The following is a 13319-nucleotide window of genomic DNA, read 5'->3' as shown; positions in this document are numbered from 1 at the left end:
CACACGCGAGATGGTCGAGAGACCTGTACCCCCTCACTCGGATTGCATCTTCGATGCAATCCGACCTCTCCCCGCAAGCGGGGCGAGGTGAAGCTGCGCCACCTGTGCAGGAAATCAGCCCGCCGGGACGATCACCATGCTCTTGTCCTTCGGCCAGCGGATGCGCCAGGCGAAGTTGATGTCGCGGGCCTCGCCGGGCTTGGCGTCGAACGACCATTCCAGCACGCCGCGCTTGTCGCGGATGTTGTTGGCGGTCGGCTGGGTGCTCGAGGGCAGCATCTCGACGACGATGTCCTCGTTCTCGCTGACCGGCAGCTGATCCTCGATCGCGACGCGAATCGGAAAATCATGCCCGTTGCGGATCGTGGTCTTGAACGAACGCTCGTCGGTCTTCGACGTCGTGACCAGGAGGCCTGCCGAGCCTTCGTTGCGCTTGAGCACGGCGCGTTCGATCTTGACCTTGTCGTCGGCGCCGAACCCGAGCCGCACGATGTCGTCCTTGGTGGACGCCGTGATCTTGCCGCGGCCGACGAAGGTGCCGTCGCGATAGATCGCGACCTTGCCCGGCAGCAGGGTCGTGTCGTCGGTCTGTTTGAAGCTGGCTTCCAGGAATGCGGTCGGATCCAGCACCGGCGCGGCGCGCACCGCGAGATCGGCGGGCACATTCACCGAAGCGATACGTAGGCTCTTGGCACCGTCGGCGGCGCCGAGGCTGACGCGGCCGGGAATCCTGAAGGTGGCCTGGAAATCGCCGATCTCGGCGACGGCCTGTTGCTCGTCGGCGCGCTCGCGCAACTCGGTCGCTTCGGCAGCCTTGGACATGGGCTCGTACGAGCGCTGGCGAACAGTTGGCGCAGGCCGCGCTAGATCCGAGGCCGTGCCAAGGGCCATGGGCTTCGGCACTTGTGGATATTGCGCGATCAGCGAATGCAGCTCCGGAGCACTGCCGCCGCGGCTGATGCGCACGGTGGAGACGCCGAGCGTCACGTTCGACCAGTCCTCGCCGGTGGCCTGAGTCACCTCGGCGCGACGAACCAGTTCGAGCTGCGGCTTGCGATCCTTGGCGCCGGTATCGAGCCGCGCATCGTAGAGCGGCACCCAGCGCGCGTTGCGCACGGCATAGGTCACGCGCAGCGTCGCCTTGGTCGCGGCGGCCGAGGCGACGTCGATCCGCACTTCCAGCTTGCTCGGCGGCTTGGCCGAGCGCTCGGCTTCCAGTTGCGCGATCTGGCGGTCGAGCTCGCGCTGTTTTCGCGTGGCATCGCGAATTGCGCTGTCGGCGGTCGCGATCTCCTCGGCGACCGCGGCAAAGGCCGCGCGCCATTCAGCAATCGGGCGCGCCTCGCCCTTCTCGCCGAGGCCGGCCGGCGACGCCTCGGCAAAATGCTGCGCGAACTTGCGCCGGGCATTGGCCGAGTCGATCGCACCCTGCAGGTCGGCCCGTTGATCCCTCAGCGCTTCGATGCGCTTGTCGAGCTCGGGCAGGTTGACCGGCGGCGCGGCCTTCGGTGGGCGTGCATCGATCGTGCCGATGGTGAGCTTGGCGCCCGCCTCGCCTTCGACGCGGAGGGAAGATGGATCGAGCGAGAGCGGAAAATCCTTGGCCACCAATGTCGAATCGCCGGAGGCGAGAGCTAGCGAAATGACGCGGGTGACGGTGGCACCGTCGGGATAGACGGTGACCGTGTCGATCGTCGAATTGGCGTCCACATTGGCCGCCCATAACGGCGATGCGAGCGCCGTGGTCACCAGGACCAGGCCCGTGGTTGCCAAATATCCTGCGGTGATGCGCATAAAGTCCCTCCTGCCGGTATCGCCGCGCCGCCAGCCGGACGCGCGCGATGAAATGCCTCGCCATCGTGGTTGGACGCGGCAGGGAAGGAACCGGTTCGATTGAGACTTCCGTGGGGCGCCGCCGCGGCGGCACCATGTCTGTGGAACGCTCGGTGGTCCGGGCGGCTTCAGGCCTGGGTCGGCGAGCCCTGGCCGAAAATGCGCCGGAGCAGATCGGTCACGTTCTTGGCGCCGGCCTTCTTCAGGACGCTGGCGCGGTAACCTTCGACCGTCCGCGCGCTCAGATGCATCCGCCGGGCGATCCCCTTGTTGGTGAGGCCGGCGGCAAGATGCTCGAGCACGTCGGCTTCGCGCGCGGTCAGAGGCTCACAGCCCGGCAGCCAGCGTTGCCGGATCGCCCCGGGTTGCGCGAATTGATCGATGGCGGCATCGATCCGGTTGACGATGTCGTGGGTGCGGAACGGCTTTTCGATGAAGTCGGTCGCGCCGCTCTTGATGGCGTCAACCGCCATGGCGATGCTGCCATTCGCCGACGTCACCAGCACCGGCGCCATGCAATTCTCCTCGCGCAGCTGCCTGAGCACCTCGAGAGCGGAGCGATCCGGCGGCATCTCCAGCAGCACACAGGCCGGCATCCGCGTCTTGGCTTCCGAGAGCAGAGAGGCACCATCGGCGAAGCAGATCACGTCATAGGCGCTCTGTTCGAGCGCGGCGGAAAGTTGTTCGCGGGAGGCGGCGTCAGTGTCGATGACGAATACCTCGCCCTTGGAAAGCATGTTCCCCGGCATAGTCCCGATCCAGCAATGTCTTGGTCAAATGGCCCGAGACGGCCGGGCCCCGTCGCGCCCGCCGTCAATGCGCACGGCATTCACGCCAGTGCATCGGTTTTCCTTATGTATGCGCCATCGGGTTCCCCGATTTGACGCATTGAGACAGAAACTTTACATTTCGGGACATCTGCGGGTATGGCTGGCAGGAACGGTTTGCATGACCGACCTCATTCGCAGCGCAGGCTTGAGCTGTTATCCCGAGGTCGCGCGGTCGGTCGGGCTGGACCCCAGCCAGATGATGCGCAAGGTCAGGCTCCCGCTGGCCTGCCTCGACCAGCCCGACATCCCCATCGCCGTCACCGGCCTGCGCCGCCTGCTCGAACTATCGGCAAAGGCGTCCGGTGCAGAGGATTTCGGCCTGCGTCTCGCCGAGCGCGGCGGCCTCACCAATTTCGGCGCGGTCGGCCTGATCGTGCGCGAACAGGCGACCGTCGGCGAAGCGATCGAGGCGTTTTCGCGCTTCATCCATATCCATCACGACGGCATGCGGCTCGACGTCACGCGTGACGAGCGGACCGTGACCATCACGCTGCATTTGCGCGGCCGGCAGCCGCGCGCGCCGCGGCAGTCGATCGACATGGCGCTCGGCAGCGTTCAGCGCATCATCCAGTCGCTGTTCGGAGGCGATTGGCGGCCGCTGGAAGTGCATCTGCACTACCCGCCGCCGCTCGACCGCAAGCGTTACCGCGACTTCTTCGGCTGCCGGGTGATCTTCAATGCGGACGACGATGCGATCCTGTTGTCGGCGCACGACATGCAGCGCCGGATCCCAAGCGCGCATCCCTTGATCGCGAGTTACTTGCGCAAGCGGATCGAGGCGATCGAGAGCAGGCCGGCAAGCTGGGAGGCGAAGGTCGACGAGGTGGTGCGGACCCTGCTCGCCAGCGGCGATTGCACGGTCGAGCGCGTCGCCGAGCATCTGGCCTGCACCCGCCGCACCATCCACCGCCGCCTCGCCGCATCGGGCACCAGCTTCTCGGCCATCCTGGACGCGCAGCGCGCCGATCTCGTGGTCGAGCTGATCGAGGATCACACCCGGCCGCTGGCCGACATCGCGGTGCAGCTCGGCTTCTCCGCGCAGAGCGCCATGGCGCGCTGGTTTCGCGGCCGCTTCGGCTGCACCATCACCGATTGGCGCAAGGGCGTGCGGCCTCGCTCCGCACCGCCCTCGGCAGGTGCAGCCTGACTTCAGCGCGCGGGGGCGGGCACGCCCATCGTGGCGAGCGCCCGCCGCCCGCTGCCGGCGAGCAGCGGACCGAACGCGACGGCAAATCCGAGGAAGGCGAGGATCCAGCCGCAGGCAGCGACGTACAGCAGCACGTCGCCATACGCGGGCAACACGACGGCACCGATTCGGGCCAGAGCCGCGATGACGATTGCAGCATAGATTGCCTGGACCGCCGGCGAAGCCGTCAGCGCCTGTCCGGTATGGCCGAGGCTGGCGCGGGTCATCACCGCGAGCGTCATCGTTCCCGCAGCACCCGCCATCCAGGCATGGATGCCGGCGCTCGGCGGCAGCTCGCCGAAGGCGGCCACAGCGTTCAGGATGAAGCCGAGCGGCACGAAGACATAACCGACATGCAGGATCAGCAGCAGCCGCTCCCGCGTAGTGCGGTCGCCGGCCCAGCGTGCAAGCCGAACCAGATGCAGCACGCCGACTGCCGCCATCGCGACGCCGGTGATCATGTTCAGCGGTGCCGCGATCCATGCGATCAGCGCCAGCGCGCTCAAGCCGATCACCGCGCCATCGAATCGTCCGAACGGCACCGGCAGGCGGCCGGGATTGAACTTGACCAGCCAGTTGCGGGTGAAGCTCGGAATGATGCGGCCGCCGATCAAGCCGATCAGCAGGACGACCACGCCGATGCCGACGCGGATGCTGACGTCGGCCGCGCCTGCGTAATGCGTCTCGACATGGAAGGCGACGTTGCCGGCGAGCAGAACCAGCACCAGCCCCACCACCGGCAGGTTGCGCCAGTTGCCGCCCGCGATGATCTCGCGCGTTGCGGCGGCAACGACCAATGCCAGGAACGCGGCATCGACGACCAGTGCAAACGTCCAACCGGTATTCGCCGACAGCGTCACCGCGACGCGTCCGGCAAGCCAGACCGTCACCAAGCCTGCGAGCGGCGCGCCCTGGATCGGCAGGCGCCCCGTCCAGTTCGGGATGGCGGTGAAGAGGAAGCCGGTGATGACGGCCGGCAGGAAGCCATAGAGCATCTCGTGGATGTGCCAATCGCGCGGCGCGAATGCGGAACTCACCGACAATTCGCCGTAGAACATCGGCAGCCAGACCAGGATCGACAACGCCGCCTGGATTGCGGCGAGCAGGAAAAAGGGGCGAAAGCTGTTCGCAAACAGCGGCCAGCCCGTAAAGTTGCGGGATCGGGCGCCAGCCATGGGTCAACTCCAATCAAATCAGACTGTTGCTTGGAAAAATACTGCCACCGGGCGGCCTCGTTTTGCGCTAACGCAAACTACCTGACGATTGCAGGTGCCATCACACTCCCTGATGCCAGGGGAGGCAGAATGGCCAAGGTCGACACATCGCTGGTTGCGCATTTGCCGCTGTTTGCGGGGATGACGCCGGAAGCTCTCGACGAGATCCTGCGTGAGGCCCGCTCGGCGCGCTATCCCAAGAACAGTGCGATCTTCGAGCAGGGGGCGGACGCGCAGTCCTTCTTCCTGCTGCTGCACGGCCATGTCCGCGCGGCCAAGACCACACCTGCCGGCGAGCAGATCGTGGTGCGCTATGTCACGCCCGGCGAGACGTTCGGGCTCGCGATGGCGATCGGAGCCGCGCGGTATCCGGCGACGGCCATGGCGGTCGACGACAGCGTCGTGCTGATCTGGCCGACTTCGGCCTGGCCGCGGCTGGTCGAGCGGTTTCCGGCGCTTGCCGCCAACACGCTCCAGACCGTCGGCACGCGGCTGCAGGAAAGTCACACCCGCATCCTGGAAATGTCGACCCAGCAGGTCGAGCAACGCGTCGCGCACGCGCTGCTTCGCCTCGCCAAGCAATCCGGCAAGAAGCTCGACCACGGCATCGAGATCGACTTCCCGATCAGCCGCCAGGACATCGCGCAGATGACGGGCACCACGCTGCACACCGTCAGCCGCATCCTGAGCGGCTGGGAGAGCCAGGGCTTGGTCGAGAGCGGCCGCCAGCGCATCATTCTGCGCGAGCCGCACAAGATTGTGGTTCTGGCGGAGCGGAGCGTCGACAGCGGCACGGCGTGAGAGACACCTCTCTGCTCAAGTCAGGGATGAGGCGCGCTTCCGCTTACGGCGAAAGCGCGCTCATCATCCGGGAACCCACGCACACCTGCGCGATTCCTGATCGTTTCACGCCGGCACGCACTCGATCAGCGCGGCGAGGAACTTGTCGCGGTCAATGCCATGCTCGCGGCAGGCGTCATCGACCGTGTGGAAGGTCGCGATCGGACAGCCGACGCAAGCCATCCTGAAGGCGAGAAACACGCGGATCGTGTGCGGCGCCGAATGCATGATGTCATCGACCAGATCGTCGGATCGGAAGGACATGGACAACTCCATTCCGATCGACGATAGCGACGCGGGACCGAGTTTCTTTGTTGGAGCGCAAGCTGGCTCGTCATTGCGGGGCGCGCGTAGCGCGAACCCGGAATCCATCGAGCAGCAACCAGTGCAGTGAAATGGATTCCGGGTTCGCGCCAAGAGGCGCGCCCCGGAATGACGGGGGGCTACACCGCCCGACTGTGCAACTGCTTGCCTGGATCCAGATGCGCATCGAACGCAGCGGCGACGCTGCGGACCAGGAAGCGCGAGTCCTTGGCGACAGCGAGTCGATCGCCCTCCACCCTCACGACGCCGTCGGAAATCAGCGGCTTCAGACGCGAGGCAGATTTCAGCATGGCGCCGGCCTCCGCGCCATGGCGCGCGCAGATGTCACCGAGATCGGCACCGAACTCGCACATGATGCGTTCGATAATGTCGGCGCGCAGCCGGTCGTCATCGGTGAGGCCGTAACCCTTCGCGGTGGCGAGGCGGCCGGCAGCGATGCTCTGCGAATAGGCGCCGATCTGCACCTCGTTCTGGACATAGCCCTGCGGCAGGTGCCCAATCGCGCTGGCGCCGAAGCCGAGCAGGACTTCGCTCCGGTCGGAGGTGTAGCCCTGGAAGTTGCGCCGCAGCGTGCCCTGCTCGAACGCCACGGCCATGGCATCGTCGGGCCGCGCGAAATGATCGAGCCCGATCTGCACGTAGCCGGCCTCTTTCAAGGCATTGGCGATGGCGCAGGCCTGGTCGTGGCGCGCAAGGCCGTCGGGCAACACGCCTTCATTGATCATGCGCTGGTGCTTCTTGAAGGCTGGCACGTGAGCATAGCCGAACACCGAGAAGCGGCTGGGTGAAAGCGCGAGGCTGCGTCGCACCGTCTCCAGGCACGAAGCCACTGTCTGGTGCGGCAGTCCGTAGATCAGGTCGAAGTTGACACCCTCGATCGCAGCGCCGCGGAGCATCTCGACCACGGAGGCCGTCTGCGCGAAGCTCTGCACACGGTTGATCGCCCGCTGCACCACCGGGTCGAAGCTCTGCACGCCGAGGCTCGCGCGGTTGACGCCGGAGAGCCGCATCGCCTCGACCATGTCCGCGCTCAATGTACGGGGATCGATCTCGACCGCGATTTCCGCCGAGGGCAGCACGAAGAATTCCTGGCGCATCGTCGCCATCAGCTCGGCAAAGGCGTCCGGCGCCATGATCGTCGGCGTACCGCCGCCGAAATGAATGTGCTCGACCTTGATGCGGTGGCCGATGGTTTCGGCCGTCAGCGCGATCTCTCTGCGTAGCGTCCGCTGGTAGCCGGCGATCAGTTCGTCGCGGCGGACGATCTGGGTATGGCAGCCGCAGTACCAGCACATCTCGCGGCAGAACGGCACGTGCAGATAGAGCGAGGCGCTGGCGGCCACGGGCAGCTCCGCCAGCCAGCGGGCATAGGCGTCCGGACCGATCGCCGGCGTGAAATGCGGTGCGGTCGGATAGCTGGTATAGCGTGGCAGGCGTTCCTCGCCGTAGATCGCCGCAAGATCAGCTCTCATAAGTTACCCATTCGTAAATGCCCGCCGCGCGCGAGACATCGCGGCAAATCACGGAATGAATTCAAATAACCCGGATCGGCGGACGCGGCTTTGCGCTCGCGCAAAGCGCGGATACCGGTTCCCGGCCATGGTGAGAAAAAATCGCGGCCATCCGGAGCGTTCGCCATGAGGCTTTTCGCACTCGAACTCATTCTCTCCCTGCTCGACGTCCGCGGCCATATCCCGCGTTTCGACGACTTCCGGCCGGCCCCGGCCGCGCCGGCCCCCGCCGGCGCGGTGCGCGCCCTGGCGGCCGCGATCGCCGTCTTCGTCGCGCTGTCATTGGCGATCTGGGGATTGGTCTGGCTCGCCGTGAACCTGCTCTGAACGGACGCGCCTTCGCCAAGGCCTGTCTTGCGATCTCGTCCACGCGCATGAGCGGGGCAACCGAGATCGTCATCCAGCTTGAACATGCAAACGAGTTGCCGCTGAGTTGACGCTCGGCCTCGATCGGCATCGCGCCTGCGGACGCGGTGAGTTGCCATCGCCGATCCCGCTCCTTCGAGAAATCTAGGTCATGTTGCCGAACGCGAATCCGGCGGAAGCTTGTCGCAGCACAAACACGCTTGCCGCAATCGGCGCACACTGCACTCCGTCATCAAAACCATTTCAGATGAAGGATGCTTCCGATGTTCACCCGCAGAGCCGCATTGATCAGCGCCGCCGCGACCGCCCTGATGTTGGCGATCCCGGCTTTCGCCGCCGGCGATCTCAAGCTGCCGCGTCAGAAGGTAGAGCTGGTCGCTCCGCCCTTCGTGCACGCGCACGAGCAGGCCACGACACAGGGCCCCAAGATCGTCGAGTTCAGGATGACGATCGAGGAGAAGAAATTCGTTATCGACGACAAGGGCACCACCTTCCAGGCGATGACGTTCAACGGCTCGATGCCGGGCCCGCTCATGGTCGTGCACGAGGGTGACTATGTCGAGCTGACGCTAGTCAATCCCGCGACGAACACCATGCCGCACAACATCGACTTCCATTCCGCGACCGGCGCGCTCGGCGGCGGCGAGCTCACGCTCATCAATCCCGGCGAGCAGGTCGTGCTGCGCTGGAAGGCGACCAAGACCGGCGTGTTCGTGTATCACTGCGCACCGGGCGGCCCGATGACCCCCTGGCACGTCGTCTCGGGCATGAACGGTGCCGTGATGGTGCTGCCGCGTGAGGGGCTGAACGACGGCAAGGGCCGCGCGCTGAAATACGACAAGGTCTACTATATCGGCGAGCAGGACATGTACGTGCCGCGCGACGAGAAGGGCAACTTCAAGTCCTACGAATCGCCGGGCGAAGCCTTCACCGAGACCGAAGAGGTGATGAAGAAGCTGACCCCGACCCATGTCGTGTTCAACGGCAAGGTTGGCGCGCTCACCGGCAAGAACGCGCTCACCGCGAAGGTCGGCGAGAACGTGCTGATCGTGCACTCGCAGGCCAATCGCGACAGCCGTCCGCATCTGATCGGTGGCCACGGCGACTATGTCTGGGAGACCGGCAAGTTCGGCAACGCGCCCGAGGTCGGGCTCGAGACCTGGTTCATCCGCGGCGGCTCGGCGGGAGCTGCGCTGTACAAGTTCCAGCAGCCCGGCATCTACGCCTATGTCACGCATAACCTGATCGAGGCGGCCAGTCTCGGCGCCACCGCGCACTTCAAGGTCGAAGGCAAGTGGAACGACGATCTGATGATGCAAGTGAAGGCGCCTGCCGAAATACCTCCCGCCAGCACTAACTAGACGCGACGAAGGGGCCGGTCATCGCCGGCCCCTTTTTTCCTTCTGCGGAGGAATGATTGTGCTGATCGCATTCAAGCTCAAGCTGGCACTTGCCTGCGCGGCCGGGCTTGCGGGGCCGCTGGCCGTTGCGCCTCTGGTCTCGGAGCTGACGATGCGCCATGCCGTCGGCGAGCCGGCCTTGGTCGAGGTCGCCCCGGGCAGCTTCGCCTATCGCGAGGCCGGCGATTTCACCCGCGGCGGACAGCAGGCGGAAGCGCCGATGCGCACCATCCGGATCAACCGGCCGCTGCGCATCATGCGGAATCAGGTCGCTTCATCCGACTATCAGCATTGCGTGCAGGATGGCGCCTGCCGCGCACTCGATCGCGACGTCGCAATCGCCCCCGATCGCCCAGCAGTGCAGGTGAGCTGGCACGATGCCGAGGCCTACGCAGGCTGGCTATCGCGCGAGACCGGCCATCAATACCGCCTGCCGAGCGACGAGGAATGGGCCTTTGCCGCCGGCTCCAGATTCCGGGATGACGGGGTACCGGTCGATGCAAGCGACCCTTCGAAGCGCTGGATCAGCCGCTATGAGCGCGAATCCGAACGCGACCTCTCCGACACCACGGCTCATCGCTTCGGCAAGTTCGGCCCGAACGAGCATGGCGTCGAAGACCTCGCCGGCAATATCTGGGAGTGGACCGCGACGTGCTTCGTGCGCTCGCGTGTCGATGATTCCGGCAATCGCGGCCGCGCGACCGTGAATTGCGGCGTGCGCGTCGCCGAGGGTGCGCACCGCGCCTATGTCACCGACTTCATCCGCGACGCCCGTGCCGGCGGCTGCGCCCAGGGCGTGCCGCCCGCCAATCTCGGCTTCCGCCTGGTGCGCGAGGAGAGGTCGTGGCTGGCCAGCGTCTCGCAGCGCCTGAGCAAGATGAGGCCGGCAGGATCATAGGGCGCCAATTATTTCCCATGACCGTCGCTTCAGTATTAGAATGAGTCTAAAAGATACTTTGGAATTGCTCTAAGCTTATGCTCTCGCGACATCGCGTCGCTAACGTTGGCCCCCCGCCTGCGCTACTCAATCGGCGTTCAATCTCGCGCCTGGGAGCAGCCCTTATGATCTATCTTCGCGTCCTCGCCGCGTCTGCGGCGGTGTTGAGCCTGACCACGTCTTTCGTGTCGGAGGCCGCCGCCAATGGCGAGGTCAACGTCTATACCTACCGCGAGACCAAGCTGATCCAGCCGCTGTTCGATGCGTTCACCAAGGACACGGGCATCAAGGTCAACGTCGTCTCCGCAAGCTCCGGTCTGGAGCAGCGCATGAAGGCGGAAGGGGCCAACAGTCCGGCCGACGTGCTGCTGACGGTGGACATCGGCCGCATCGACGAGGCCGTGCAGGCCGGCGTCACCCAGCCGATCAAGTCGGAGGCGGTCGACAAGGTCGTGCCGGCGCAATATCGCGATCCGGACGGACACTGGGCCGGCATCTCCATGCGCGCGCGCGTGATCTATGCCTCGAAGGATCGCGTCAAGCAGGACAAGATCACCTATGAGGAGCTCGCCGATCCCAAGTGGAAGGGCAAGATCTGCATTCGCTCGGGCCAGCACATCTATAACAACGCGCTGTTCGCGGCCTACGCGGCCAAGTACGGCGAAGCCAAGGCCGAGGAATGGCTGCGCGGCCTGAAGGCCAATCTCGCGCAGAAGCCGTCGGGCGGCGATCGCGAAGCCGCGCGTGACGTCGCCGCCGGCAAATGCGATATCGGCATCGGCAACACCTATTACTGGGCGCTGATGATGAACAACGATCCCGAGAAGAAGCCGTGGGCGGAGGCGACCCGCGTCATCCTGCCGACCTTCGAGGGCGGCGGCACCCACGTCAACCTCTCCGGCGTGCTGCTCGCCAAGAACGCGCCCAACAAGGCCAACGGTACCAAGCTGATCGAGTGGCTCGTCAGCGAGCAGGCGCAGCAGATGTATGCCGACCAGAACTACGAATATCCGGTTCGGAGCGGTGTCGCCGTCAATGCGACCATCGCCGGCTACGGCAAGCTCGTCCCGGATCCGTTGCCGATCGCAAAGATCGCCGCCAACCGCAAGGCTGCGGCCTCGCTGGTGGACAAGGTCGGCTTTGACAACTGATCTCTGGCGGCCCACGTCTATCGAACTGCTGGAAGCTACGAGCACACGGCCTCGATCGAGGGGCCGTGTGCGGGCCGGTCGCGCCGCAACCGCCATCGCGATCGCAACCGCGGTCCTGGTCGCGGCGCCCGTGATCTCGATCGTTTCGCTGGCTTTGCAGCCGGCATCCGATGTGTGGCACGACCTGATCAACTACGTGCTGCCGGCCGCCCTTCTCGACACTGCCCTTCTGCTCGTCGGGGTCGGCGCGGTCACACTTTTGATCGGCGCCGGCACTGCATGGGTGATGTCGCGCCACGATTTTGCCGGCCGGGGCATGCTGCTGTGGCTGATGCCGCTGCCGCTGGCGATTCCGACCTATCTTGCGGCGTACGTCTATGCCGATCTGTTCGAACCGCTAGGCCTGGTGCATCGCACCCTGGCGACCTGGCTGCCGCTGGGCGATGCCCTCGGCCTTCTGCCCAACCTCCGCTCGTTGCCGGGCGCCATCTTCGTGATCGGGCTCGTGCTCTACCCTTACGTCTATCTCTCGGCGCGTGCGACGTTCCAGGTTCAGTCAGCCGAATTCGCGGAAGCGGCCACGACGCTGGGCGCCGGCCGATGGACCATCTTGTGGCGCGTTTCACTGCCGATGGCGCGGCCGGCGCTGGCGGTCGGCGTGGCGCTGGTCGCGCTGGAAACGCTCAACGACATCGGAGCCAGCGAATATCTCGGCATCCGCACGCTGACGGTCTCGATCTTCACCACTTGGCTCAACCGCGGCAGCCTTGCCGGTGCAGCGCAGCTCGCATGCCTGATGCTTGCGATCGTCGCCGGCCTGATCGCGATGGAGCGTTACGGCCGTCGCAACGCCAGCATCGAATTCTCGGCCGAAAGCCCGCATGTGAGGCGGCGAACCCCGCTGTCGGGCGCAAGAGCGTCGATCGCGTTCGCCGTCTGCGTGCTGCCGGTGCTGATCGGTTTCGTGGTCCCGCTGCTCTATCTGGCGCATCAGGCTCTCGGCCGCGGCCTGCTTGCAAATTTCGACCCGCTGCTGTGGCGCCACACCTTCCATTCGTTTGCCTTTGCAGGGCTCGCAACGCTCATGGCCTTGATGCTTGCGCTCGCCACGACGATCGCGCATCGCTTGCGGCCGGATCCTCTGCGATATGTCGCGCTGAGCATCGCGCAGGCCGGATACGCGCTGCCGGGTCTCGTCATCGCTCTCGGCCTGCTCACCCCGGTCCTGGCGGTCGACAATGCGCTGAGCGCGGTCGCGACCTGGACCGGACGTTCGCTTCCGGGGCTGGTCCTGGTCGGCTCCGGGATGGCCGTCGTGATCGCCTACACGATTCGTTTTCTGGCTGTGCCGGTCGGCATGATCAAGGCCGGGTTCGACAGCATTCCGAGCGACTATGACGAGAGCGCACGCGCGGTCGGCGCCGGCCAGGGGGTCATGTTGAGGCAGATCTATCTGCCGTTGCTCCGGCCCGCGATGCTTGGCGCCGTCATCATCATGTTCGTCGACTGCCTGAAGGAGCTGCCGGCAACGCTGCTCCTGCGGCCCCTCAACGTCGAAACGCTGTCCACGTCGATCTACCAGTACGCAAGCCGCGGCAATTTCGAGGACGGCGCGCTCGCGGCCCTCCTGATCATCGCCGCGAGCATCGGCCCAGTTGCCTGGCTGACCCGGTTCTCCGAGGTGCCGAGCGGCCCCGCTTGAAGGGGCACATCGTCCGCACATTCAT

12 protein-coding genes are annotated in these 13319 nt (G+C 65.6%); 7 read left to right on the top strand and 5 right to left on the bottom strand.

What is annotated here, in order from left to right:
- Nucleotides 1-114 precede the first annotated feature (114 nt).
- Nucleotides 115-1794 carry a mucoidy inhibitor MuiA family protein gene (locus ACTEK7_RS19835; protein WP_225146468.1) on the bottom strand — a complete coding sequence of 560 codons (1680 nt, stop codon included), beginning with the start codon at nucleotides 1792-1794 and terminating at the stop codon, nucleotides 115-117.
- 167 nt (nucleotides 1795-1961) lie between these two features.
- Nucleotides 1962-2582 (bottom strand): response regulator transcription factor, encoded by a 621-nt coding sequence (locus ACTEK7_RS19830; protein WP_225146467.1) that lies wholly within the window; start codon nucleotides 2580-2582, stop codon nucleotides 1962-1964.
- A 199-nt stretch (nucleotides 2583-2781) separates the two neighbouring features.
- Between ACTEK7_RS19830 and ACTEK7_RS19825 the strand changes: the two genes are divergently transcribed.
- On the top strand, nucleotides 2782-3810 hold the full coding sequence (locus tag ACTEK7_RS19825) for an AraC family transcriptional regulator (protein WP_057028032.1): 1029 nt from the start codon (nucleotides 2782-2784) through the stop codon (nucleotides 3808-3810).
- A gap of 2 nt (nucleotides 3811-3812) precedes the next feature.
- Here ACTEK7_RS19825 and ACTEK7_RS19820 read toward each other — a convergent pair whose 3' ends face one another.
- On the bottom strand, nucleotides 3813-5024 hold the full coding sequence (locus tag ACTEK7_RS19820) for an NnrS family protein (RefSeq protein ID WP_225137479.1): 1212 nt from the start codon (nucleotides 5022-5024) through the stop codon (nucleotides 3813-3815).
- Nucleotides 5025-5153: 129 nt separating this feature from the next.
- Between ACTEK7_RS19820 and ACTEK7_RS19815 the strand changes: the two genes are divergently transcribed.
- On the top strand, nucleotides 5154-5864 hold the full coding sequence (locus ACTEK7_RS19815; RefSeq protein ID WP_036021991.1) for a Crp/Fnr family transcriptional regulator: 711 nt from the start codon (nucleotides 5154-5156) through the stop codon (nucleotides 5862-5864).
- Between the two features lie 105 nt (nucleotides 5865-5969).
- Here the strand turns inward: ACTEK7_RS19815 and ACTEK7_RS19810 are convergent, their stop codons facing one another.
- Together ACTEK7_RS19810 and hemN are read right to left on the bottom strand one after the other, a co-directional pair.
- Entirely contained in the window at nucleotides 5970-6167 is a 198-nt protein-coding gene (locus ACTEK7_RS19810; RefSeq protein WP_035998817.1) for a DUF1858 domain-containing protein, read from the bottom strand.
- A 179-nt stretch (nucleotides 6168-6346) separates the two neighbouring features.
- Nucleotides 6347-7699, bottom strand: coding sequence for an oxygen-independent coproporphyrinogen III oxidase (gene hemN, locus ACTEK7_RS19805; RefSeq protein WP_225146466.1), 1353 nt, complete (start codon nucleotides 7697-7699; stop codon nucleotides 6347-6349).
- 165 nt (nucleotides 7700-7864) lie between these two features.
- On the opposite strand from hemN, the gene ACTEK7_RS19800 reads away from it, so the two are divergent.
- The 5 genes from ACTEK7_RS19800 to ACTEK7_RS19780 all read left to right on the top strand — a co-directional run bounded on the left by ACTEK7_RS19800 (nucleotide 7865) and on the right by ACTEK7_RS19780 (nucleotide 13294).
- Nucleotides 7865-8065 (top strand): hypothetical protein, encoded by a 201-nt coding sequence (locus tag ACTEK7_RS19800; RefSeq protein WP_035998787.1) that lies wholly within the window; start codon nucleotides 7865-7867, stop codon nucleotides 8063-8065.
- A 302-nt stretch (nucleotides 8066-8367) separates the two neighbouring features.
- On the top strand, nucleotides 8368-9465 hold the full coding sequence (gene nirK / locus ACTEK7_RS19795) for a copper-containing nitrite reductase (RefSeq protein WP_036022006.1): 1098 nt from the start codon (nucleotides 8368-8370) through the stop codon (nucleotides 9463-9465).
- A 58-nt stretch (nucleotides 9466-9523) separates the two neighbouring features.
- Complete coding sequence (locus tag ACTEK7_RS19790) at nucleotides 9524-10402, top strand: SUMF1/EgtB/PvdO family nonheme iron enzyme (protein WP_225146465.1); 879 nt, start codon at nucleotides 9524-9526, stop codon at nucleotides 10400-10402.
- A 164-nt stretch (nucleotides 10403-10566) separates the two neighbouring features.
- Nucleotides 10567-11592, top strand: coding sequence for a Fe(3+) ABC transporter substrate-binding protein (locus ACTEK7_RS19785; RefSeq protein ID WP_035998784.1), 1026 nt, complete (start codon nucleotides 10567-10569; stop codon nucleotides 11590-11592).
- 67 nt (nucleotides 11593-11659) lie between these two features.
- Nucleotides 11660-13294, top strand: a complete 1635-nt coding sequence (locus tag ACTEK7_RS19780; RefSeq protein ID WP_035998781.1) for an ABC transporter permease — start codon at nucleotides 11660-11662, stop codon at nucleotides 13292-13294.
- The last annotated feature ends 25 nt before the right edge of the window (nucleotides 13295-13319 follow it).

Source organism: Bradyrhizobium sp. JHI2711 (assembly GCF_056156565.1).
The sequence above is the reverse complement of the archived record's forward strand: the minus strand, read 5'-3'. Positions and strand labels throughout refer to the sequence as shown.